This is a genomic window from Streptococcus infantis (assembly GCF_021497965.1).
GTDB classification, from domain to species: domain Bacteria; phylum Bacillota; class Bacilli; order Lactobacillales; family Streptococcaceae; genus Streptococcus; species Streptococcus infantis_B.
On sequence record NZ_CP046525.1, the window covers coordinates 1,484,910 to 1,509,103 of the forward strand.

16 protein-coding genes and 6 pseudogenes are annotated in these 24,194 nt (G+C 41.0%); 5 read left to right on the top strand and 17 right to left on the bottom strand.

Features of this window, described 5'->3' with window-relative positions; translation table 11 throughout:
- Positions 1-44 precede the first annotated feature (44 nt).
- Together GOM46_RS07315 and GOM46_RS07320 are read left to right on the top strand one after the other, a co-directional pair.
- Positions 45-461 carry a helix-turn-helix domain-containing protein gene (locus GOM46_RS07315; RefSeq protein ID WP_235084148.1) on the top strand — a complete coding sequence of 139 codons (417 nt, stop codon included), beginning with the start codon at positions 45-47 and terminating at the stop codon, positions 459-461.
- Positions 462-679: 218 nt separating this feature from the next.
- On the top strand, positions 680-1,195 hold the full coding sequence (locus GOM46_RS07320; RefSeq protein WP_037611159.1) for a DUF308 domain-containing protein: 516 nt from the start codon (positions 680-682) through the stop codon (positions 1,193-1,195).
- A gap of 72 nt (positions 1,196-1,267) precedes the next feature.
- Here GOM46_RS07320 and GOM46_RS07325 read toward each other — a convergent pair whose 3' ends face one another.
- The 5 genes from GOM46_RS07325 to GOM46_RS07345 form a co-directional block, all read right to left on the bottom strand.
- Positions 1,268-1,465, bottom strand: coding sequence for a hypothetical protein (locus GOM46_RS07325; RefSeq protein WP_235083458.1), 198 nt, complete (start codon positions 1,463-1,465; stop codon positions 1,268-1,270).
- Positions 1,466-1,500: 35 nt separating this feature from the next.
- Positions 1,501-1,986: an immunity protein YezG family protein gene (locus tag GOM46_RS07330; protein ID WP_235083459.1), complete on the bottom strand. Its 486-nt coding sequence runs from the start codon at positions 1,984-1,986 to the stop codon at positions 1,501-1,503.
- Positions 1,987-2,585: 599 nt separating this feature from the next.
- Positions 2,586-3,674, bottom strand: coding sequence for an AI-2E family transporter (locus GOM46_RS07335; protein WP_235083460.1), 1,089 nt, complete (start codon positions 3,672-3,674; stop codon positions 2,586-2,588).
- 9 nt (positions 3,675-3,683) lie between these two features.
- Positions 3,684-4,973, bottom strand: coding sequence for a DUF308 domain-containing protein (locus GOM46_RS07340; RefSeq protein WP_235083461.1), 1,290 nt, complete (start codon positions 4,971-4,973; stop codon positions 3,684-3,686).
- A 613-nt stretch (positions 4,974-5,586) separates the two neighbouring features.
- On the bottom strand, positions 5,587-6,270 hold the full coding sequence (locus tag GOM46_RS07345; protein ID WP_235083462.1) for a hypothetical protein: 684 nt from the start codon (positions 6,268-6,270) through the stop codon (positions 5,587-5,589).
- A gap of 245 nt (positions 6,271-6,515) precedes the next feature.
- On the opposite strand from GOM46_RS07345, the gene GOM46_RS07350 reads away from it, so the two are divergent.
- A complete protein-coding gene (locus GOM46_RS07350; protein WP_235083463.1) occupies positions 6,516-7,049 on the top strand; it encodes a hypothetical protein in 534 nt (177 codons plus the stop codon).
- 180 nt (positions 7,050-7,229) lie between these two features.
- On the opposite strand, the gene GOM46_RS07355 is transcribed toward GOM46_RS07350, so the two are convergent.
- From GOM46_RS07355 to rpsL, 10 genes and pseudogenes are all read right to left on the bottom strand, one after another.
- On the bottom strand, positions 7,230-7,781 hold the full coding sequence (locus GOM46_RS07355) for a DUF6287 domain-containing protein (protein ID WP_235083464.1): 552 nt from the start codon (positions 7,779-7,781) through the stop codon (positions 7,230-7,232).
- Between the two features lie 186 nt (positions 7,782-7,967).
- Positions 7,968-9,005 (bottom strand): tRNA preQ1(34) S-adenosylmethionine ribosyltransferase-isomerase QueA, encoded by a 1,038-nt coding sequence (gene queA / locus GOM46_RS07360; RefSeq protein ID WP_235083465.1) that lies wholly within the window; start codon positions 9,003-9,005, stop codon positions 7,968-7,970.
- A 28-nt stretch (positions 9,006-9,033) separates the two neighbouring features.
- Positions 9,034-9,942: a LysR family transcriptional regulator gene (locus GOM46_RS07365; protein ID WP_235083466.1), complete on the bottom strand. Its 909-nt coding sequence runs from the start codon at positions 9,940-9,942 to the stop codon at positions 9,034-9,036.
- A gap of 141 nt (positions 9,943-10,083) precedes the next feature.
- On the bottom strand, positions 10,084-10,314 hold the full coding sequence (locus tag GOM46_RS07370; RefSeq protein WP_235083467.1) for a GlsB/YeaQ/YmgE family stress response membrane protein: 231 nt from the start codon (positions 10,312-10,314) through the stop codon (positions 10,084-10,086).
- A 9-nt stretch (positions 10,315-10,323) separates the two neighbouring features.
- Entirely contained in the window at positions 10,324-11,565 is a 1,242-nt protein-coding gene (locus tag GOM46_RS07375; RefSeq protein ID WP_061863447.1) for an aminopeptidase, read from the bottom strand.
- A 21-nt stretch (positions 11,566-11,586) separates the two neighbouring features.
- Complete coding sequence (locus GOM46_RS07380; protein ID WP_223140520.1) at positions 11,587-11,739, bottom strand: hypothetical protein; 153 nt, start codon at positions 11,737-11,739, stop codon at positions 11,587-11,589.
- A gap of 23 nt (positions 11,740-11,762) precedes the next feature.
- Complete coding sequence (locus GOM46_RS07385; RefSeq protein WP_235083468.1) at positions 11,763-16,157, bottom strand: PolC-type DNA polymerase III; 4,395 nt, start codon at positions 16,155-16,157, stop codon at positions 11,763-11,765.
- A 113-nt stretch (positions 16,158-16,270) separates the two neighbouring features.
- Positions 16,271-18,370, bottom strand: a pseudogene (gene fusA, locus GOM46_RS07390) (elongation factor G).
- Positions 18,371-18,882: 512 nt separating this feature from the next.
- Positions 18,883-19,227 (bottom strand): annotated as a pseudogene (locus tag GOM46_RS07395) (30S ribosomal protein S7); the annotation flags it as partial.
- 31 nt (positions 19,228-19,258) lie between these two features.
- Positions 19,259-19,761: pseudogene (rpsL, locus tag GOM46_RS08385) on the bottom strand (30S ribosomal protein S12).
- Between the two features lie 289 nt (positions 19,762-20,050).
- On the opposite strand from rpsL, the gene GOM46_RS07400 reads away from it, so the two are divergent.
- Together GOM46_RS07400 and GOM46_RS07405 are read left to right on the top strand one after the other, a co-directional pair.
- Positions 20,051-20,272: a hypothetical protein gene (locus tag GOM46_RS07400; protein ID WP_235083469.1), complete on the top strand. Its 222-nt coding sequence runs from the start codon at positions 20,051-20,053 to the stop codon at positions 20,270-20,272.
- A 230-nt stretch (positions 20,273-20,502) separates the two neighbouring features.
- Positions 20,503-20,950, top strand: a pseudogene (locus GOM46_RS07405) (DUF3021 family protein); the annotation flags it as partial.
- Positions 20,951-21,077: 127 nt separating this feature from the next.
- On the opposite strand, the pseudogene mutS reads toward GOM46_RS07405, so the two are convergent.
- Both mutS and GOM46_RS07420 read right to left on the bottom strand, forming a co-directional pair.
- Positions 21,078-23,557, bottom strand: a pseudogene (gene mutS / locus GOM46_RS08485) (DNA mismatch repair protein MutS); the annotation flags it as partial.
- A 50-nt stretch (positions 23,558-23,607) separates the two neighbouring features.
- Positions 23,608-24,069 (bottom strand): annotated as a pseudogene (locus tag GOM46_RS07420) (arginine repressor).
- Positions 24,070-24,194 lie beyond the last annotated feature (125 nt).

The window sequence follows — 24,194 nt, forward strand, 5'->3', positions numbered from 1 at the left end:
TAACTGATTTACCCCATCATTTGCCCCACATTTTTTTATGAGCAATCTTTCCAGACATCTCTGATTATGAAAAACAAAAAAGCTATCCTACCTTTGCAAATTTGGATAAGATAGCGGAATATTTTAATGCAACTCCAACCCAACTCTTTGGAACGAGTAAAGAGATTGAGTTAGAAAAGAGTGTTCTTGAATCTAATGAATACTCTGATAAAGTAAGTGAAATCTTAAAAGCTGTCAAATACATCGAGCATTTCCTACATACTGATGGACAGTACTTAGAGGATTTACTTTACCTAACAAGAGGCAACCAACTATACACAGAAGATGGAAAAGAGTTGTATATTGATCCAACTTCTCAGAAAAGAACACTTCATACCCAATATGAACCTGGTTTTATTGAAGCAAGAGATAAATCTCCACTAGAGCTCTTAATTGAAAATAAGGAATTGTTTGATAAATAGAAAAAGCGAGGATAACCTCGCTTCAGATTGAAGTTAAAATCTTTAGAAGACACTTTTATAAGGACTTTGTCTTCAATCTGTGAAAAGAAGTGAAAACTCCTTTTCTTTTTGTAAGTCAGACTGAAACTTCCAAATTGTTTATTTATTTTATTGACATTTTCTATAAAAATAAGTACAATAGTTTTATTAGCAAACTATACTATATAGGGGGTATTGAAATGAAATTTTCTAATCGTTTACTGCTATTCCTTGCAGGAGTTGTTTTTGTCCTTTTAGGACTTTTCCTATTTACAAACCCAGTAGCTAATCTTGTTGCTTACAGCTGGTGGATTGCATTTGATTTACTGGTTTCTTCTATAGCAGCTATTTTAGGCTATTTCTCTGCACCAAAAGAGCTTCGCTCACCTGTTTATCTTTTCCAAGGGTTTGTTAGTCTTCTCTTAGCTCTTTACCTCGTTGCTTATGGCTTTGTGACCCTGCCGGTCGTCATTCCGACCATTGTAGGAATTTGGTTAATTGTAGAAGCCATTATTGCTTTCTTTAAAGGCAAACGTCTAGGATTGATTTTCCCTATTATTGGTAGCAATATCACGTGGGTAGCCTTGCTTGTATTTTTACTAGGTCTAGTGATTCTGTTCAATCCAGTGGCTACAGGTGTCTTTGTCGTTTATGTCATTGCCTTTTCATTTTTAGTTACTGGCTTCACCTACATTATTGAGGCCTTTCGTAAATAGTCTAGTTGCTATTTCTATCGCATTCAAAAAAGCTGGGAAATCATATTCTCAGCTTTTTCGTCTCTTTAATTATCACTTTTTCGCATTCCATTCTACGTAGAATTGCTCTAAGTATTCTTCCAAAGTATCGGCTAGAAATGCTGCTTTCCAATATTCTGGAATCGGTGCATTTAAAATCGTTGATTTATCAGTTATAAATTCTACTTTATTTTTAGATGACAACGTGTATCGATTTAAAAATGCAATTTTATCATTCATCTGTTGAACCATTTTATCCTCCGAGGTGGGTTGTTCTTTAGATATAGCTATTTCCCATTATGCTCTCTTTGGAAAGCTTCCATGGCCTTGAACTGCTCAAGCTCTTTTTCATTCGCTGGTTGCTTGCCGAGATATTTATATTCAAAAAAGTCCATTTGTTGACCTGAACTATAATCACTTTCATTCCAAGGTGCATAGTCAAATTCAGCAGATAATTTCGTGCTAATTACTTTTATAGTACAAGAAGTCCACAAAGGTTGGCCTTCTTTCTCAAAAATTTCTCTCAACTCCCAAGCTAATCTAAAGGTGCGTCTTTCTTGATTCCGAAACTCTAAATTAGGAATACCATACCGCTTTGGAATATATAGATTGTAGATATACTCATTTTTCCCCTCTTCATTAAAGAAATAATATACCTCTCCTCCATCAAAAGCTAAACTTATGTTAATAAAAAGATTATCCCATGCTACTGGTATTGTCTCATTAACACTCTGTGCAATCTCACGAATTTTCCCCATAATTTGTTTTTCCATTTTATCCTCCGATTTGGTCTCGCACTGATATTTATTGATAACAACACTATATATCTAGTATAGCATAATCATTAGGTATTATAGGTTTTCAAACCAAATGTGAGTCAATCGTTTTTGCCCCGCTTTTGCCCCATTTTTAAATCCTGACATTGAAAATACCTAAAAGTATTTCCCTAAAATCAGCTATATTTCAACATTTTTGTTTATTTTCAATATGAAAAGTTCTTACAAATTCATGTAGGGGGCATCTAAATCAACAGGAAAAAGCCTTGTTTTCAAGGCTTTTTTGATGTCAAATAACTTTTTGTAGCAAATCATTATAAAGGTTTTCCAACCTTATCAAACTTATCATTTATTCTCAATCAATTGCTAGCAATATTTGATAAGACCAACTGTTTTTTACAGTACAGAGCTAGTCTATAATTAACTAAACTATACTAATTTGTGCCCATATTACATGGCCAATCCGCATAGAGATTAAAATGGGCTATTATGAATTCATAAATTTTCGCAACAGAACAAGAGCAAGTCATTTAGAAATAAAAGAGAAGAGAATCTCTCACTCTCTTCTCAGTATATCTTATTAAATTTAGTTTTTCTTAATCTACCTGATTTTCCTTTGCAACGACAAATTCTTTAACCAGTCGATAGATAACAGCAAATACGGGGGTAAAGAATATCATCCCAAGTAAGCCAAAGAGATTGCCTCCAATACTAGCAGCCGCAAGCGTGAAAATAGCTGGTAAACCAATAGACTGACCTACAACTTTTGGATAAATAAGGTTTCCTTCAATCAGCTGTATAACTTGATATAGAAGAAGAGAAAGTAAGGCTTGAGTAGGACTCACTGTGAAGATAAAAATCGCTCCCACAACACAAGCAATCATAGGCCCTACATAAGGAATGAACGATAGCACTCCTGCAAATATACCTGTCATTACTCCATAGGGTATCCCAAACAGGCTGTAACCAACCGCTATCATAACTCCTATGATAACTGCTTCAATCAGCTGACTCATCAAAAATTGGTCATAAGTCTCTAGTGCTACTTGTCCAATGTAAGTCAACTTTATCACCACCTTCTCTGAAAGTAAGACTTTCAGAAGTCGGCTCGTCATCGCTGCCAAATGTTCCTTACTGGATAAAAATAAAAAGGTGAAGACTATAATCAAAAAGGCATTCATCAAACTTGAAAAAATATTGCCGATATTACTAGTCAGACCTGATAAAAAACCTATCAAAGCTTGGCTAATAGAACTAGATTGTCCCTGTATGCCTGATACGATAGTTGACAACATGTCTTTGGTTACAAATTCCGAGCTGCCTAGCAATTTCCCAAGTTGAGTAAGGACTGTTGAAAGGACTGTTCCCAGCTGACTAATAGTCTGAGCTAGGGTTGGCAGCACCAAAACCAAAAGAGCAATCACGATTAAGATAAGAGCTAGGAAAACAAGTACCATGGCAATCGGACGACGCAACTCTGCCTTTACCTTCAATTTAACTAAGTACTGTTCAATTTTTTTCATAGGAACATTAAGCACAAAAGCAATAACAGCACCATAAATCAAGGTTGATGTTACATCAAAGAGAGAGATTGCTCCTGATATAAAGCTCGATGCATTCAGAATTACAAGAGCAACCAGCCCTATAAAAAGGATTAACGGGGTATATTTTCTAACTAACTTCATAAATTCTCCTTAATAAACATGTTTAGATACGACTATACTATTTGGTTTTTCAAACTCTCGGTCAAGGTAGGCTTGATAAGTTCCTGGTGCGATAAATCCTTTTGGTGAGAGGATATCTGTTCCAGCTTGACCGACTATGGTATCAGCCAAGAGCACACAGTTTGTGGACAAGACAAAGTAGGATTTAAACTTAGATTTGATAAATTTATAAAGTTCCCCATCCGTCTCATGTCTGATTTTATAAGCGTAGGTGTAGTCTTCCTTACCATCTTCCGTTTTAATTTTATCTGCGCTTGGCTCCCAAGGAATCGTTAGTTGTTTTAATTCAGCTAATTTTTCCTGAACCGCTTCTTCCATTTCCGGTGTCAAATCTATTCCGTAACCAAATAGCGTTTTTTGACTCTCCCGTTTACATAAGTCAATGTACTTATCACGGTCACAGAAATATAAGACACCATCTCCTACCATACCAAATAAGGTCTCAGATGACGGATCATAGTTGCCATAAGAAATAACACGGCCCTGATAGCAGATATCCACATGACCAATAGCTGAAAACAGGGAGGTCTCAGCTGTATGAACAAAAATTTCTAGCTCTGCTGTCTTACCAGACTTCACCATTCCAAGATAGATTTCCTCTTCCTTATCAGCATTTTCCTGCATGAATTTATTGATTTTTGCTAAAGTACTTGCAGGGATGAGAGCGGCTAGGGCAATAGGTAAGCTCATTCTGACACGACGTTTGAGATGGTTTTTCCCAATTTCCTTTTCAAATAAGAAACCGTCACGGATATTGGACACACCATAAAGGCAAAAATAAGCCCCTAAAACAAAGAGTTGAAAGACAGAATTTCCCGTAGAGGACAAAAGACTAGTCCCACCAAGAAAAACTAGTACGAGACCATCTAGTAAGAAACGAAAACGAGGTCGAATTTTGTTTTTGCGGTAGAGAACATAGGTGACAAGGTTGATACTAGCATGAAAAATCTGAGAAATTCCAATCACAAGAGCCAAAATATAAATTGGCACATCAGTAGCAAGATTCGAGCCTAGCAAATATCCCATCACTAACAATTTAACCAGTGCAACTCCCAAGGTGTCCGTTGACTGACTTTTTTTGAAAATACGTAATACTAAATCTAAGACCGTTGCTATCCAAGCTAAAAACAGAACCAGTCGAATAACCGTCACTGGCAACCAAGTTCCCGTGACCATCAAGATAAGACCTAGCAGAACAAACAAGAAACCCTGAACAAGTAATTTCTTACCTGTCAGACCTAAAGAAAGAATTTTTTCCATAAAAGACCTTTCAAAAATAATAATTAAGCCCTTTGATCAAATTGACTGGTAAATAGCCAACGGCACAAACAGTCTGTACCAGCAAGACATAGCGATTAGCGATGACTGTAGTAAGGTCACCATCTTGTCTTATGCACTTCTAAAATTTGTTTTATTGAGTCGAAATCAGAGCTTTTAAAAACTAGCTAAACTTGAAAGCTAACCATAATTGCTAGATAAAAAAGGTGCAACCAATCCTTCTTGTAAAGGTAGGAAAGAATTATATCCATTCCATTAATTATTTATATATTACCTATTGTGACACAATACTCACTATAATTCAACTTTTTACCTATTTAAAACCATAAAGCCTACATAACTCTTTGAAGAGAACAAAAATCTGAATGTAATAAGATAGTACCCATTACCCATATTATAATTAGATTATGAATTGAAGCTTTTTGGAACTAAAATTAGGAATAATTGAGAAAGTAGGGAGGGAAATTTTGCTTTTACCCCATTTTGAAATAATTTCATTTTAGATTTTTCTAAGTTTCTTTCAAAGAGCCTGCAGGGGGCATCTAAACAACAGGAAAAAGCCTTGATTTTAAGGCTTTTTTGTTTATCTAAGTATTTAGGATACACCACCAAAGACAGTTTCCCAATGTTCCACTTCTTCCTTAAATCGTACTTTTCCTTGGCTGTATAATCTCATAATCTTCACAAAGCGAACTGGATTGTTTTGGTTATACAAAAGAAATACTGAAAAGAATAACAAGCCAGCTAACCACAAACCATATCCTTCATCAATCGGTTGGCCAAATTTTAGAGGAAGAGTCAAGAAATACAAGAAGTAATAGACAGACACTATATTTACTACAATGCGAGCAAATCGAAAAACTAGAGTGCCTAGTTGTCTGGGATCAAACTGGTTTTTCACAAACAAATTATGAGATGCTGCAAAGAAAAAGACTTTCTCTGTCGTTGGCTGGGCCTTGCGAACATTTTTATAGAGAGCTCGTTCGAGTAAAGCAACTAACGAGAAAAACTGCATCAACCAAAAGAGAAGAATACAGGCTAGACTGAACCAGTTATAGACACCAACAAACTTGAGTGAAAAGAAGCCCGAAACTGCGGGTCCACCTGCTAGTAAGAGAATTACCAAGTCAGGAATAAAGGAATTCGTGTCACCAGCTTTTTCAGTATTGAGCAATCTACTCTTTGGAGCAGCTAAATCCTCTCCTGTCTTTTGGTCATAATAAACAGCTTGACCATTGCATTCGCCGATAAAGACACGACGGCGTCCAAGAAAAAACATATTAACCTCTTTCTATTTATGAAAAATATACTTACTTATCTAGTCTGAATGATATTTTAATAATAGTATACCACAAACCAACTTGCTAGTTCATAGGATAACTAAGGTTGGAAGATTGCTAAAAGGTTGACAGAACTTCGCTCCATAGGATATGATGGGAATACCTAGAATTTTTACTCTCCACTACCTATATGACTTCTACTAAAAAAGCGTTGGCGAGTTCAATTCTATATCTGGAGGTTTCTATGAAAATCTATTATTCAAAATTTGTCGGTGTCGGCTATCTAGTCTTTGCGACGGGTGTATTCTTTCAATTTTTCATTTTCCTCGCGCATGGATTGATCGACTTTTCCAAGCTTAGTCTTCTTACTGTAGTTCCAACCATCCTCTTTTTCGCTGCTATCTATTCAACGATTGCAGGCATCAAAAGACTGACTAGTCGTAGGCTTTCCTTTGAATTCACCTTTGAAGGTATTTATGTCTATCCTGGGTTATTCTTCTCAAAAGAAATCTTCATCCCAAAAGAAGAATTGCTGCGAGCATCGTATGTTGAAGTGGATGTCAGCGACCCTGACCATGTCAACAGCAAGGCTTGCTATTTAGATTTTGACCTGAGAGAGGTGACCCAGCTAGAAGATATTTCTAAGTCAAACGTCATCATCGATACAAGTGTTCTGATATTGCGTCTCGCCCTTAGCCTCTGTCGATTTAGAGAGGAAGAAAAAGCCGAGTTGGCGACCTATCTAAAAGAAAACTACGGAATTGATTTCTTATATTAGCAAGTAAAGAAAGCCCTGATGTAGGGCTTTTTTGATATTATCCTTATTATCTTTCACTTTAAAGTGGACTTGTTCATTATCCAACTTAAACGTCATGTATAGTTGAATGATAAAAAATTTATGCTTTGAGAACATAGAAAAGCAAGGACATTTCACCACCCTTACTTCTGATTGATGTTCTTAGTTACGGTAAAACTGGTTATCTTTGTCGCTTACAGATTGACCGATAGACAAGACATCTTGACTGCCATCTGTACCTGTCACTTCGTTTTGGACTCCAGCTGGGGTAAAGATCAGTCGTGCCCCTTGCCCACCACCGACAAGATGAATACCTGTTGAGTAGTAGCCGTCTTTTTCCTCTACTTGCCCCATCTCGTATTTAAAGGTTCCATTTGAACTTTGGATCGTTACAATTCCATCTGCTGTGACTGTTGCAGTTGTTCCCGCGTAGTTTTCCCAAGTCCCAAGGAATTTAGAATAATCTTTTTGATTTTCCGCCTTTGTCTCAGTTTGACTACCTGTAGCGCTTGAAGAACTTGTCTCAGACTTCTGCTCCTCTTTTTGACTAGCTTCTGTTTTACTTGATGACTCTGTAGTCACCTTGCTTGTTGTCTCCTTTTGGTTTGAAGATGACGTATTCTTGTCAGTCTTTCCACCACAGGCAGCCAAGGTCAAGGCAGCTAACAAGGTCAGGACTGATAGGCTCGTATAGCGCAATGTTTTGTTTTTCATAAAAATCTCCTTTGAAATAGATACAGATAAAAGTAGCTCGTCAGATTTTGCATATATTTGACGGCTGTATCATAGTCTTCAGTGTATCATTTATTTGCTTTTAATTCAATAGCTATCATATATCGAAAAAAGGCTAATCCAAGTAGGAATTAGCCCTTTTATTTCTAGTTTTGATTTGCTCGTTTTTTAGTAGATAAACATGGCATCGCCAAAGCTAAAGAAACGGTATTTTTGCTCGATAGCATGCTGGTAGGCTTCGAGGACCAATTCACGGCCTGCAAAGGCTGAGACAAGCATGACCAAGGTTGACTTAGGCAGGTGGAAATTAGTAGAAAAAGCATCCACCACCTTCCAGTCATAGCCTGGCTTGATAAAGATATTGGTCCAGCCAGAGTCGGCCTGGATTTGCCCGTCAAACTTGCTTCCGATAGTCTCTAGCGTACGGATAGAGGTTGTCCCCACAGCAATGACACGGCCACCATTTTCCTTGACCTGACGCAAGGTCGTTGCAGCTTCCTCAGATAATTGGTAAAACTCTGAGTGCATCTCGTGTTCATCTAGATTATCGACCGAAACAGGTCTAAAGGTTCCAAGCCCAACGTGCAAGGTCAAGTAGACTAGGTGAACTCCTTTTTGTTGGATCTCTTCTAGTAATTCTTTGGTAAAATGAAGGCCTGCAGTCGGAGCAGCGGCTGAGCCACTCTCCTTGGCATAGACGGTCTGGTACCGTTCACGGTCATCCAACTTTTCGTGGATATAAGGAGGCAAAGGCATTTCTCCAAGACTTTCAAGTACTTCTAGGAAAATTCCTTCATACTCAAAACGGACAATACGACCGCCATGGGTTAATTCCTCGGTCACGACTGCGCTAAGTCGACCATCACCAAAGATAACACGGGCCCCGACCTTGAGACGCTTAGCTGGCTTTGCCAAGACTTCCCATTCGTCTCCAGCTGTATTTTTCAAGAGTAAGAGTTCAACGTGGCCCCCTGTTTCTTCCTTTTGGCCATGAAGTCGCGCTGGTAGTACGCGGGTGTCATTCATAACCAGGGCATCACCCGGCTCTAGCATTTCAATAATTGAGTGAAAATGGCGATCTTGAAATTCCCCTGTTTTGCGATTGACCATCAAGAGCTTAGAGGCATCGCGCTTTTCCAAAGGAGTCTGAGCAATCAGTTCCTCCGGCAAGTGAAAATCAAAATCATTTGTATTTAATGTCGTCATTCTTCTTTTCTCTTCTCATTTATTCAAATTACTTATCAAAGCGAACTTCTTCAAGTAGGTACTCGATGAAGCGTTCACCCATCTTAGACAAGCTAGTTTTCTCATGCTGGATATAAACCAGTTCAATCAGATCATCAATATCAAGTGGAATCGAGACAATATTATCTCCATTAAGATTACTATTGAGGATACCAGTCGCGATGGTATAGCCGTCCAAACCAATCAAGAGATTGAACAAGGTCGCACGGTCACTAACAACGATGGATTTCTTGTGGTGTTCCTGAGACAAAATCTCCTCTGAGAAATAGAAGGAATTATGGGTACCTTGGTCATAGCTCAAGTATGGGAAGTCTTCTAGATCTGCCAACTGCACCTTGTCTCTTTTAGCAAGAGGGTTGGTCTTGCTGACAAAGATATGGGGTTGGGCTGTAAAGAGATGGTGGGCAACTAGATGGTTATCATCCAACATCTTAGAAAGGACATCACGGTTATAGCTATTTAAAAAGAGGACTCCGACTTCACTACGGAAGTTCTTGACGTCGTCGATGATTTCCCAAGTTCTCGTCTCACGCAAAAAAAGCTCATACTTTTCCATATCGCTCTTCTTGAGCAAGGAAACAAAAGCATTGACTACGAAGGCATAGTGCTGCGAAGACACACTAAAAAGCTCGCGATGAGCGATGGGGTTCTTATAGCGTTCTTCTAGAAGTTGGGTTTGCTCGACAACCTGACGGGCATAGGACAAAAATTCCATCCCATCACGTGTGAGGGTGATTCCCTTGGGATTTCGAATAAAAATCTCAATCCCCATCTCATTTTCTAGATCACGAACTGCATTTGATAGACTGGGTTGCGTAATGAAGAGTTGCTTGGCAGCCTCATTCATGGAACCAGTCTCTACAATTTTGATAATATAGTGTAATTGTTGAATTCTCATGCTTTTATTGTACCATACTTGACGCAATATAAAAAGAACCAGTCACTGCAAGTCCCATTATCTGCTGTGAATCTTAAAAGAGGTCGGAACAATTCCAACCTCTTTTTATCTTAATAGTTAAATAAGCTTTCAAATCGAAACTTAGCTTCCTCTTTCCCAGAAGATGGCTAATAAAATCATGGCACCGAGAACTGATGGGATAATGGCTGTACCGTTTAGGCTTGGTCCCCAAGCACCAAAGAGTAATTGTCCTAAAAAGGCACCAATCCAGCCAAGAAACATTTTCCCGAAGCATCCCATATGTTCTCCACGATTGGTGATAGCTCCTGCTAGTAGTCCGATTAAAAGTCCGACAAACATACTTCCAATCATAGCTTCTCCTTAAATTGCCCAATCTCCATTGCGGAAGAGTGGAACGCGTGTTCCATCCTCACGGATACCATCGATATCCATTTGGTTAGAACCAATCATAAAGTCAACGTGAACATCGGAACGGTTAAGCCCTGCAGCTTCAAGTTCTTCTTCGCTCATCTCTGCTCCACCAACAACGCTAGTTGCATAGGCTGCACCAATAGCCAAGTGGTTTGAAGCATTTTCATCAAAAAGAGTATTAAAGAAGGTAATACCTGACTGAGAAATTGGGCTTGGATCTGGTACCAAGGCACATTCACCCAAGGCACGCGCACCAGCATTCTTAAAGACAAGGTCCTTCATAACTTGATCACCCTTTTCAGCTGTGATATCAACGATTTGACCATTTTCAAAGGTTACCTTGATACCTTCGATGATGTTTCCATTATAGCTAAGTGGTTTTGTAGATGTTACATAACCATCTGCACGACGGAAGTCAGGTGCTGTAAAGACTTCTTCTGTTGGCATATTTGGCAAGAATCCTTCACCTTGGGCATTAACTGCACCAGCTGATTCCCAAACGTGGTTCTTAGGCAAGCCAAGTGTCAAATCAGTTCCAGGCGCTGTGTAGTGAAGGGCTGAGAATTGTTCTTTGTTGAGCATTTCCGCCTTGCTCTTGAGAATAGCAGCATGTTCTTCCCAAGCCTTAACTGGATCTTCTTCATAGATACGGCAAGTCTTGAAGATTTGGTCCCAAAGGAGGTCAACTGCTTCTTCATCGCTCGCCGCATTTGGAAAGACCTTCTTAGCCCACTCGAGTCCAGCTGCAGCAGCAACTGTCCAGCTAACCTTATTGGATTGAGTTGCGATACGCATCGGCTTCATGGCGATTCCCATCGCTTTTGCAGAAGCAGAAAGTTTTTCAGCGTCCACTCCGTTCAAGGCACCTGGGTCAGAAGAACGGACACCGAGACGACTTGCTTTGTTTTCAAGGAGGTAGTTCATCTCAGCAATCTTGTATTCAGGCACATTGTCCAAACGCTCCATCGGCGCGTGAAGGAATTTCTCACGGTTTACAAAGTCGTCAGCCCATTGAACGATAACTTCGTGGGCTCCAAGTGCATAGGCTTCTTTGACGATTAAGTGAGCCAACTCGCGTTGCTCCACATCGATAGAGAGAGCCAAAGTGTGACCAGGTTGCACGTTAACTCCGTTTGCAACCAAAAGCTTAGCGTATTTTTCTAGATTTTCTTTAAAATTTGGTAAAACCATTTGTGTTTCCCTTTTCTATTTTTATTTTTCTTTCAAAGCAGAAAATAATCCTGCTAAAGCAATAGCACCAGACAAGAGTGCTGTCGATAGAAGAATTGTCTGATCAGCAAGCTCTAACTGATATTCAAAAACCTTTTGAGCAGGTTTGTCTTCCGCAAAAATTCTGAGTTTCATCAAATGTCCTCCGTTACTAGTCCCTAAAACAAATCATCAAACAAACTCAACTGGTTATCCTCTGGCATATTACCGAGAATCCCCATTTCATCCATCTTTTCAACCAAGGTTGATGAGAGTCCACCACGCTTGCGGAGTTCTGTTTTAGAGAGGAACTCCCCTTCTTGACGAGCTCGCACCAATTGCTTAGCAACGTTCTCTCCTAGACCATCCATAGCGACAAACGGTGGGATGAGGGTGTCTCCATCGATGATAAATTCAGTCGCATCACTGCGATAGAGGTCCAACTTCCCAAATTTGAAGCCACGCTCCCACATCTCGTTGACGATTTCAAGCGTTGTATAGAGGTCAATTTCTACGTTAGAAGCTTCATTGTTCTTGCGCTTTTCAGCAATTTCTTGCATCTTGCGTTTGATAGCATCCAAGCCTGCACCCATGGTCTTGATATCAAAAGCCTTGGCACGGATGGAGAAGTAAGCACAGTAATAATAAATCGGATGGTGAACCTTGAAGTAGGCCACACGCAAGGCCATCATAACGTAGGCTGCCGCATGGGCTTTAGGGAACATGTACTTGATTTTTCCACAAGATTCGATATACCACTCAGGTACATTGTTAGCCTTCATGGCCTCGATATATCCATTACGCTCTTCTTCAGAGATTTTGAGCCACATTCCCTTACGCACTCGCTCCATGATGGTAAAGGCCATCTTTGGATCTAGGCCAGCGTGCATGAGGTAAACCATGATGTCATCCCGACATCCGATAACAGTTGATAGGTCCGCAATTCCAGCCTTAATCAAGTCCTGGGCATTTCCCAACCATACGTCGGTACCGTGAGACAGACCAGAAAGCTGGAGCAACTCGGCAAAGGTCGTCGGATGGGTTTCATCCACCATTCCGCGAACGAAGTTGGTTCCAAACTCTGGAATACCAAGCATACCAGTTGAAGTCCCGATTTGTTCAGGTGTCACTCCCAGGATATCTGTACCCGAGAAGAGGGCCATGACACCAGGATCATCCATAGGGATATCATTTGGATCAATGCCTGATAAGTCCTGGAGCTTGCGAATCATGGTCGGATCATCATGACCAAGAACATCGAGCTTAAGGACGTTCTCATCGATATCGTGGAAGTTAAAGTGAGTGGTTTGCCATTCAGCAGTCACATCATCTGCAGGATACTGCACTGGAGTAAAGTCATAGACATCCATATAGTTTGGGATAACAACGATTCCCCCTGGGTGCTGACCAGTCGTCCGTTTAACACCGGCAGCTCCTTGGGCTAGGCGCTCTACTTCGGCTTCACGGTAGAACTTGCCATAGTCACGCTCGTAACCCTTGACAAATCCATAGGCTGTTTTAGCAGCCACCGTACCAACCGTTCCTGCACGGAAGGCATATTCTTCCCCAAAGATATCACGAACATCCAAGTGGGCACTCGGCTGGTCCTCCCCTGAGAAGTTCAAATCGATATCGGGTACCTTGTCCCCATCAAAACCAAGGAAGGTCTCGAAAGGAATGTCCTGTCCATTTTTACTGAGCTTGTGCCCACAGTTTGGACAGTCTTTATCTGGCATATCAAATCCTGAACCGTAGGAACCATCCGTGATAAACTCACTATACTGACACTGCCCACAGACATAGTGAGGAGAGAGAGGATTAACCTCGGTAATCCCAATCATAGTCGCAACAAAACTGGATCCAACAGACCCACGGGAACCAACCAAGTAGCCTCGTTCGTTGGAACGGTGCACTAGCATCTGTGAAGCTAGATAAATCACGGCAAATCCATTCCCCAAGATAGAGGTTAGTTCCTTTTCAATCCGCAAATCAACGATATCTGGGAGTGGGTTTCCATAGATTTCAAAGGCTTTTTTATAGGTTAACTCGGCAACTGTTTCTTCAGCTCTATCAATGAAAGGCGTGTATAAATCACCCTTTACAACCTCCACAGGTTCAAAGATTTCTGCCAAGGCATTGGTATTTTCAATGACAATCTTGCGAGCCAAGTCCTCCCCTAGAAAGGCAAATTCATCCAACATTTCATTAGTCGTTCTAAAATGTGCCTTTGGTAGCGGTGCTGGTTGAGCAGCTTCTCCATGACCAATAGTTCGGTTAATCATAGCTCCCTGACCTAGACTGCGAACGATGATTTCGCGATAAATTTCATCCTCAGGTTCGAGATAGTGGACATTTCCTGTCGCAAGAACGGGCTTGCCGAGACGATCTCCAACCTCTATCAAACTCTTGATAATGGTTTGGAGTTCTTCCATGTCCTTGACCTGCTCTTTAGCAATCAGAGGTGCATAGATAGCTGGAGGCATCACCTCGATAAAGTCATAGTATTTAGCAACTTCGACTGCTGCATCTACACCTTGTGATACAACTGCATCAAAGACTTCTCCTTCCGTACAAGCAGAACCCAAGATTAACCCTTCTCGATGGGCATCTAGTACTGTACGTGGAATCCGTGGTACTCCTTCAAAATACTGGGTATTTGAGAGAGAAACCAGCTTAAAGATATTTTTCAAGCCCACTTGATTTTTTACATAGATAGTTGCATGCTTGACGCGAGCTTTTTTATAAGAGTCCGGACTGATTAAATCAAGGTTTAATCGTGCCAAATCTGTCACACCATGTTTTTCTGCCACTTCCTTGATAAAGATAAAGAGCAGACGGCCAGTTGCTTCCGCATCGTAGTTGGCCATGTGGTGGTGTTCTAGAGCTACACCAAAACGTTTAGTCAAAGGTCCTAGACCATGACGTTTGTACTCAGGATAGAGATTTCTAGCGAACTCTAGCGTATCGATGACAGGTTGAGTAATTTTTGGAAGACCGTGACGCTCATAGTTGGCATTCATAAAACCAACGTCAAAGGTCGCATTATGGGCTACAAGAACGGTATCTTTACAGAATTCTTGGAATTCTTTCAGAACTTGAATCAAGGGTTTGGCATTTTTTACATGGTCGTCCGTGATTCCTGTCAATTCAGTTGTAAAGGCTGATAAGGGGTGGCCAGGATTGATAAATTCATCGAATTCAGCGACGATATTACCCTTATACATCTTAGAAGCCGCAACTTGAATCAAGTCATTATAGATAGCTGAAAGTCCTGTCGTTTCCACGTCAAAGACTACATAGGTCGCTTCAGAAAGGTCCATTTCCACTTCGTTATAGACGATAGGAACACGGTCTTCAACGATATTGGCTTCCATCCCATAGATCAGCTGGATGCCAGCTTTCTTAGCTGCCTTATAGCCATGAGGGAAGGATTGAACATTTCCGTGGTCCGTGATTGCTACTGCCTTGTGTCCCCATTTGGCTGCTTTCGCAACGAGTTCTTCAACTTCAGGTAGAGCATCCATAGTCGACATATTGGTATGCGCATGGAACTCAACCCGACGTTCTCCCTCTGGCATCAAGTCTTTACGCTCATAGTGGACAACTTCCTGCACATCTTGCACATTCATGGTCAAGTCTCGTGTGAAATTATTCATCTCAACATTCCCACGAACACGAAGCCAAGAGTTTTTCTTGATCATGTCAAACTTCTGAGCTTCTTCTTCATTTTTGACCCATTTTTGCATAGAGAAACTAGAAGTATAGTCGGTCATCTTGAAGTTAATCAAAACACGACCTGTTCTAGTCACCTTTTGCTCAACATCAAAGACAACTCCTTCAAATACCAAACGGTTCTCCTCAGTATTAACCTCAATCATTGGAGTAATTTCTGCCTTGTCTAGTTTTGGCTTGGCAGCTGCCTTCTTGGCTTGGAAATCAAAGACAGGCTTGTCCTCTACTGGAGGTGGTGGCGCCATCTGTTCCAACTGCTCCATAGCCCGAAGAGTTTCTTCATTGGCAGCCTGAACAATCATTTGATTTTCCGAATGGAAAGCTTCTTGCTCTTCCTTGGTCAAATCTTCATTTTTCTCTAAAACACAAGTGAATTTAGGAAAGCCAAAGAGTTCCAGCTGTTTACTGAGATTTGGTAGGTGGTTTTTTCTAAAATGTTCTGTATCTGCTGCTTCAGAAGCTTCAATAATCAACTGATCATTTTCAACACGAACCTGACAGTTTTGATACATGGAACGAAAACCCTGGCTAGCACAAGGTCCATCTGAAAAAGCCTCTTGATAGTAGGCTTGTAGAAGCTCTTTTGCAAAGTCTTGGTGGCGAGTTTTTATCTCAAAGGTTGCTTGATTTCCTGTTTTTGAAAATTCTTCTTTCAGACCTTTCTTCAACGCTAAAAAGAGTTCAAAAGGCAGGATATTCTCAAAGACAAAACGAAACTCCCAAATTTTACTTTGTTTGTGTACAATAACTTGTTCAATCTCTGCCTGGGAGAAGGCTTCATGATTTCTTATCTCAGTGGGGATTCCCAACTGATTCATTAAAATTTCAAAAGTGGTTGACATCCATTTTCCTCACAATATACTCCTTCTATTTTACCATATTTGAGGCCATTTTAGCTATTTCTACCAAACAGAAAAAGAAGCCACAAAGTGACTTCTTTTAAAGTGACGGTGAATTATTCTTCACCTTTGTTTTTCTTAATGATTTCTTCTTGTACTGACTTAGGTACATCTTCGTAGTGGTCGAATACCATCATGAATGTCCCACGTCCTTGTGATGCAGAACGAAGAACTGTTGCGTAACCGAACATTTCAGCAAGTGGAACGTAAGCACGAACGATTTGGCTGTTACCGTGTGCTTCCATACCATCTACACGTCCACGACGAGCAGTTACGTGACCCATAACATCACCAAGGTTTTCTTCTGGAACAGTGATTGTTACAAGCATCATTGGTTCAAGGATAGCTGGTTGTGCAGTCTTAGCAGCTTCTTTAAGTGCAAGAGATGCAGCGATCTTGAAGGCAGTTTCAGATGAGTCGACATCGTGGTATGAACCATCGTAAAGCTTAGCTTTAACGTCAACCATTGGGTAACCAGCAAGAACACCGTTAGCCATAGATTCTACCAAACCTTTTTCAACCGCTGGGATAAATTCACGAGGAACCACACCACCGACGATTGCATTTTCGAATTCGAATCCTTTTCCTTCTTCGTTTGGAGTAAATTCAATCCATACATCACCGAATTGACCTTTACCACCAGACTGACGTTTGAAGAATCCACGTGCTTGAGTAGGAGCGCGGAATGTTTCACGGTAAGATACTTGAGGAGCACCTACGTTCGCTTCAACTTTGAACTCACGACGCATACGGTCAACAAGGACGTCAAGGTGAAGCTCACCCATACCAGAGATAACTGTTTCACCAGTTTCAACGTTTGTTTCAACGCGGAATGTTGGATCTTCTTCAGCCAATTTTTGAAGGGCGATACCCATCTTGTCTTGGTCTGCTTTAGATTTTGGCTCAACCATCAATTGGATAACTGGTTCTGGAACGTTGATTGACTCAAGGATGATTTTAGCTTTTTCATCTGTCAATGAGTCACCAGTTGTAGTATCTTTCAAACCAACGGCAGCAGCGATATCACCTGAGTAAACAGTATCGATTTCTTGACGGCTGTTAGCGTGCATTTGAAGGATACGTCCGATACGTTCACGTTTACCTTTAGAAGTGTTCAATACATAAGAACCTGATTGAAGAACACCTGAGTAAACACGGAAGAATGTCAAACGACCTACGAATGGGTCAGTCATGATCTTGAAGGCGAGAGCTGCAAATGGCTCTTCGTCAGATGCAGGACGAGTTTCTTCTTCATCTGTATCTGGGTTGATACCCTTGATTGCTGGGATGTCAAGTGGGCTTGGAAGGTAGTCGATAACCGCATCAAGCATCAATTGAACACCTTTGTTCTTGAAGGCAGAACCACACAATACTGGGAAGAATTCAACGTTGATAGTTGCTTTACGGATAGCAGCTTTCAATTCTTCGTTAGTGATTTCTTCACCTTCAAGATATTTCATCATCAATTCTTCATCAGTTTCAGCAACTGCTTCAACCAATTTTTCACGGTATTCTTGAGCTTGGTCAAGGTATTCAGCTGGAATATCTTCTTCAAGGATATCTGTACCAAGGTCGTTAGTATAGATTTCAGCTTTCATCTTGATCAAGTCGATGATACCACGGAAGTCATCTTCAGAACCGATTGGCAATTGAATTGGGTGTGCGTTCGCTTGAAGACGATCGTGAAGTGTGCTTACTGAGTAAAGGAAGTCAGCACCGATTTTGTCCATTTTGTTGGCAAATACGATACGTGGAACTCCGTACTCAGTTGCTTGAACGCCAAAACTGTTTCAGTTTGAGGCTCAACACCTGATGTGGAGTCAAGAACTGTAAACCGCACCGTCCAATACACGAAGAGAACGCTGCTCGACTTCGATGTGAAGTCCACGTTGGCCTGGTGTGTCGATTGATGTTTACGCCGGTGGTTGTTCCATTGTAAGCTGTTGTCGGCAGCAGCGTGATCGTGATAGTGATACCAACGTTCTTGCTCTGCTCCATACCAGTCCTTTGTGAAGCCTTCGTGAGTTTTTCACCGATTTGGTGGATTTACCAGTGTAGGTAAAAGAATACGCTCAGTTGTATGTGTTTTACCGGACATCGACACGGAGCCATTATACCGATATACGAGTTTTTCCAAGTGAAACTTCGCGTGCCATGAGGTGTGTTTCCCATATTATTTTTTATTCTTCCATCCAATATGTAACCAGGGACGATTAATAAAAAAACGGATTAGGCAGGACCCACCATGCGCGCTTCTCAAGTTATCTTGTTTAGTTGGTTTCAACTTTGTTGAGATGGGAAGTTGCAATTGAAACTCGGGCTCAAAGTTAGTTAGCCGATTTAGCCGGAACGGGGATGCATGTGTGAAAAAGATAAACTTTCCTTGTATTCGGTCGAATACTGCGTTCAGTTTTCCTATTTTCACTTTGCATCCATGCCGTCCTAGCATCATGATTTTTACCAACGGAAGTGTGCGAAGGCACACGGTTAGCTTCAGCCATACGGTGAGTGTTCGCTGCCATCACGCACCCAGCCCTGCCCATTTCCCCCAGTCAGTGGTCATACGCTATAACTCTCTCCCGATCCACGCGACATTAGCGCCTAGGCTTCCGCTTAACACATGCTCACGTTTGTTAACTTGCCCTGCACCAGTGTGTTAGCAGCAGACCAAGATTTCTTTGCAAGGACGGTCTGGCATTGTGTGTTCACCACGAAGGCGAGCGATTGTTACAACCAACGGAAGTCCAAGTGTTGTAGACGCGACAGTTCCGCGACGAACTTTCAACTGGGACTGGTAGTTAGATACCACCAACCGACGTGGCACGTACTTCAAGTACAGGCATGATGTTTTCCATAGCTGTTTCAAATACTTCAAGTGCATCGTTACCAGTAGCTTCTTTGATTTGCTCCAAAAGCACGTAAACGATTGAAGCAGCTGTACCACGTTTACCATCAAGCATAACGCGGTGATAAGACGAGTAAACTAATTGTGAATTCGTAAGGGATCTGGCAATACATAACGTTTTGGAGCTCAATTTTACGACTCATTTCTTCTTATTCCCCTTCCTTATGCTTTTTGGACGCCCCCCCCTTTCAGTACCGTATTAGACGGCCTTGTTTACGATCGTTAACACCTTCAGTATCAAGTGCACACGGACGATATGGTAACGTGACACATGGAAGGTTCTTTTACACGTCCACCCCGAAGAAGCACCACGCGGTGCTGCTTGCAAGTTGTGTCGATACTGGGATGTAAGCAGTAAACTTCGATAAGTGTTGCTCAAACGTACACGAGCCAAACTTGACGAAGGGCAGAGTTAGGTTTTTAGGTGTCATAGTTCCAACCGAGTTGATACACCACGTTTTTTGTGGTGAGGAAACGTTGTGTTGAACTTTTTATGACCGTTTTAACCACGTTCAAAAGCTGGTGATTTGAGATTTTACTTTTGAATTTACGCGGTTTGCGAACCAATTGGTTAATTGAGGCATCTACATTCTCTGGTATTGTTTTATTTTGGTGATGATACACTTGGTGACAGGCTATCATCTGTGTGTACTGTTTGCCAAATCATTTGTCAGACACGTCCAGTACACTTTTGAGAGACCAAAAGTTAAAAAGTACCGTCTAGTATTGTACACGATGTTTGCTATCGTTGTCAATCACATTTTCTTCTCTATTTTCGACTATCCTTCATCTTTGTTTTACTTACAAACCACATACAGACTCCTGTATCCGACAATATAGTCAAATCACTCTTGTAATTGTCTAGAAAATGGGTTTGTTTAATAGATGGTAAGTAAGAGGATCTCTATTACAACTTGATAAAGGAGAAATTATGAAAGTAAGACCGACATTGATAAACAATATGCGTAAGAACAAATCTCTCACTAGAGGCACCAACCTTGTCTCCAAGGAGTTTCAAAAGTTACAAACAGACTTTGTTCAATCAGGCTGGTCCAAAAAAGAAACTCTTAAAGGAAGTTACAAGATCAGGTTTTTCGTTCTCGAAATTCAAAAGATTCAACGGATTTACATGAAAACCGTAAGTGATAGCTGAAACGGGTTATCGAACCTATTGCACTCGACATTCGTCTTACCAAGCCAGTTGAAATTTTACTGCTTCCTTTATCCAAATTTCCCAATCGGAAATTGTCAAACATTGATGCTATCAGTCATCTTAAACTAACCTCCTAACGGCTTGATTGAAATTTATCGTCAAAAAACGGAACAGTTTTACTACTCATCTCGCCAGTATACCTCAAAGCTATTAAGGAGAAAATTAGAACTATGAAAAAACAAGTATTCACGATTGCCACAACTGGTATCCTCATCGCCTTAACTCTATCTATTATCTTTTCGTTTATCCACTCACCAAGTAAACTACGCACCTCTCAGCCCCCAACTTCTTTGATCGGTCAATTCATGAACCAACATCAGGTTCATGGGTCACTCGTCCTACTTTTACTGTCTGCTTATATTGGGCAGCAATGAATTCCTCGTTAGTTTTGGCGGTCGTTCTATTGCCGCAGGAACTGGAGTCTCCTTCGACGCACGTACTGGTCAATCACTCTTCCTTATGTTGATAGGTTTCGTACCTCTAGCAATATATAGCTGGTGGTTCCCGCTTCACTGGACTTTCATCTTAGCTCATCCAGAGTTTGCAATCGTTCTACCTCATCAGTCTGGATTGTTCTACAAGAGAGAATCTAAAAAGTTGCAGGACCTCAATCAACTATGGCTCATAAAAATAATAGCTAAAAACCCCACCACAGGACTGAGGGGTTTTGCTTCTAATTTTGTGTTTCCAGCCTAAACAAAAGAGATTGCATGGCTTGCATAAGGTGTTAATTGTTAAACATCTATTCAGCCAATTCTGCTAGGATAGGATTTCTTCTTTTCATCAACGAGTGACATTTGTTCATGGACAGTAATTTTGTTTGTAGGAATTGGACTTTCATGAAACTTGGCTTCAGTGAGTTAAAATCGCATCCGCTCTTGCTAGTAAGTTCTGCTGGCAAAACCTTTTTTTTGGCCCCCAAAATTTCCTTAGCAACGTGAATACGTACGATGTACAGCTGCGTACCGGTTCAATCTTATGAAGGAGGTAACCTGACCAGTTTGCTCTAGCGTGCCACGGAACATTAACTAGATGTTCAAGACTAGCCTCCAAAGTGGTAATTCATGGTAGTGCGTCGCAAAGAGAGTCTTGGCTCCAATATGCTCATATGAAGTACGCGATTATAGCCTGGGCTAGAGCCATAACCATCATAAGTGCGATTCCACGACCAAGTCATCAAAGAGAATCATGAATCCTCTGTCGCATGACTAATGGCATTATTAGCTGACAATCATCTCTCCATTACCATAAAGGTAGATTGGCCTGAAAAACCAAGTCATCTGCCCGCCCCAATACGGGTAAAAAATTGACATCAAAGATTTGCAAACGAGCACTTTCTGCAGGACAAAGACCCACTGTGCCATGGACCGCTGTTATCACGCAACACTGGCGCATATAGGTTGACTTACGCTCATATTAGGCCCTGTGATCAGTTGGGATGCGGTGTCCTTCATCCATCGGATGCTGTTGGAATATAGGTTGGGCTCCATGACCTTTCAACGACTGCGTGACGACCTTTTAGGTATAATCTTTAGAGTCTTTACCAAACTCTGGGCGAATCAAATGCTGATTTTCAGCTACTATGCTAGTCCTTGAGACATCGACAGTGGCAATTCCTTGGGCCAAGGGCTGCACACGTTGGATATACTTACCAACTTCATCACGAATACGCATAAAGATTTCGTACTCAAGTTGGCTGAATCTCACGCGCCTCTAACATTTCTCCCCTCCCGATACGCGCCAAACTCCTCTGCTCCCAAAACGCTCAGAGTTTATTCAGCGTAGCCTTGCGGAAAAAAGTGGGCTGGTACGTACCTAAGCTGCCGAGTGGTTACATGGAATAGTAGCGTCCTTTTATTGTAGTCAATCTTGAGAGTATGATGCCAGAGTTTTCCTTCCTTGTGGCCGCGATTTCAGCAATCCAAGCTGGTCCATTCTCTGAGAACACGGACCGTATTTGTCCAAGGTCATAAAAGGCCAGTCCCGAATAATGCCACCCTCGTAATCACGTGAGGAGCCTCAGGAGGCAATGGCTGCACTAATAAGACTCTCCAATCAGGAATAGCATCCAGTTGCTCAATTAGATAGGCAAGGGCTGGTAGATTCATTCCCTCTAAAATGGCGGCGAATCCTTGCGAAACACTTCTAAGGTAGTCGCTAATTGCAAGAGGGCTTTAGGATGCTTTCCCAAAAGAAAAAGACAGCCAGACGTTCGATATCGTAAACCCCTTGAGGCTGGATCCGTTAAATCACTGCGCTCAAAGAACATATCCAGGAGACTTGTACACACTTCCTGACGTTCAAGGATACGGTCCTGTCAATCAAAGACGTTGAAATCAAGAACGTAGAAGGACGCACTCCCCATTGCAGTTTTAGTCTCATTCTAGGCAACAGAAAAAGACTCCTTTTTCTATACCTGAGTCGAGCATTTCAACCAAATCCAGACTAGCCTTGGTCGCTTAATCCATCTGCAAGAAATCTAATTCAAACGAAGAAACAAAGGTATTAAGTGATTCAACCCTCTCTCATCTGCGTCCGATGAACATAACTGGAGACAGATTCCACACTAGCTATCTCCTCTCAACAGTTTGCCAATCTTGAATCCAACAGAGAAGGTCTTCATATGTGTCTTGGTTCATAGGAAAGCACTATAGTCATTTGACGACTGAGAATCTGCTCGTTACTTCAGGCAAGTCAAACATCACCACTTCACTCTCGCTTTGAGATTGCGGATTTCACCACAGACTAGAGAAAAATCTGATAGCCCCGTTACATAAAAATCAACCTGTTACTAGGTCCATGTAGGCTAAAACCAAATGGAGACCAGACGATCACGATCAATAGCTACCAAAAAAGTTGTTTTGACTATTCCGGCTTGCACTATCAACGACCGTCGGCGTAAGAACCTGACAAACTTCACGCTTGAACATACACCGACAGCCTGTTTAGGATCTTCAATCGGTTAAGCTATAGAAACCTTTAGCCCGCCCCCTAGAACAATCGATATATTGTGGGCAGAGTGTAAGGAACACCAAGCCATGGAATAGGATTTTCAGCATTTTATCCTGTACGACTGTCAATCGAGATTTCATAGTATCTGGGCAGCATTGACGCATCTCATAAAATAACTCATAAAAATCACCCATACGAAAAAGCAAAAAGGCATCTGGATAGCTTTTGATATCACACATACGTTGCATAAAGTGATAATTTTACAGTAGTCATTTACTCTACATCTATGTAAAAAACAGTCCTGAGAGAGCTCTATCAAGACCTTATCTATCTTCCAATAAACTCTGCAATCGTTCTTCAATGGATTTTAGCTGAATGTGATCTTTACAGATAACCAACAAGGTATTCGCTCCAGCAAACAGTACCTAAATCCATTCATCTTTATTGGAATCTAACAATTTGGCTAAGGACAGATGCTTCTCCAAGTTTAGTATGGAGCACCAAGGTGAATTCAGCTCTTGCTAACACCTTCTAAGTGATGTGGACAGAAATTCGACAAATCAATCTTCTCTGGTCTCATTGCTAATACATAATAGACAAACATCGTTTTTCTTAACTTGGTTAAGCCAAAGACCTCGCAAATCACGAGATAAAGTTGTCTGGTCAAAAGGACATTACAAGCTCAAAACGGACCTGAATTTCTTTGAGGCCTAAATTTTTCTGTAAATCATTCGCTTAATAAGCTGATGACGTTCTCTTTTTCTATATGTTCCTCTCGAGTGCATATTTATAACATTTTACATTGTTTTAGTAAGAACTTATATCCAAAAAACTGGATATTCAAAAAAATCTCTCTTTCAAAAAATGTGAATTGTGTTAAAATAGTAGAAAAGCCCTAAAGGAGCCCTAA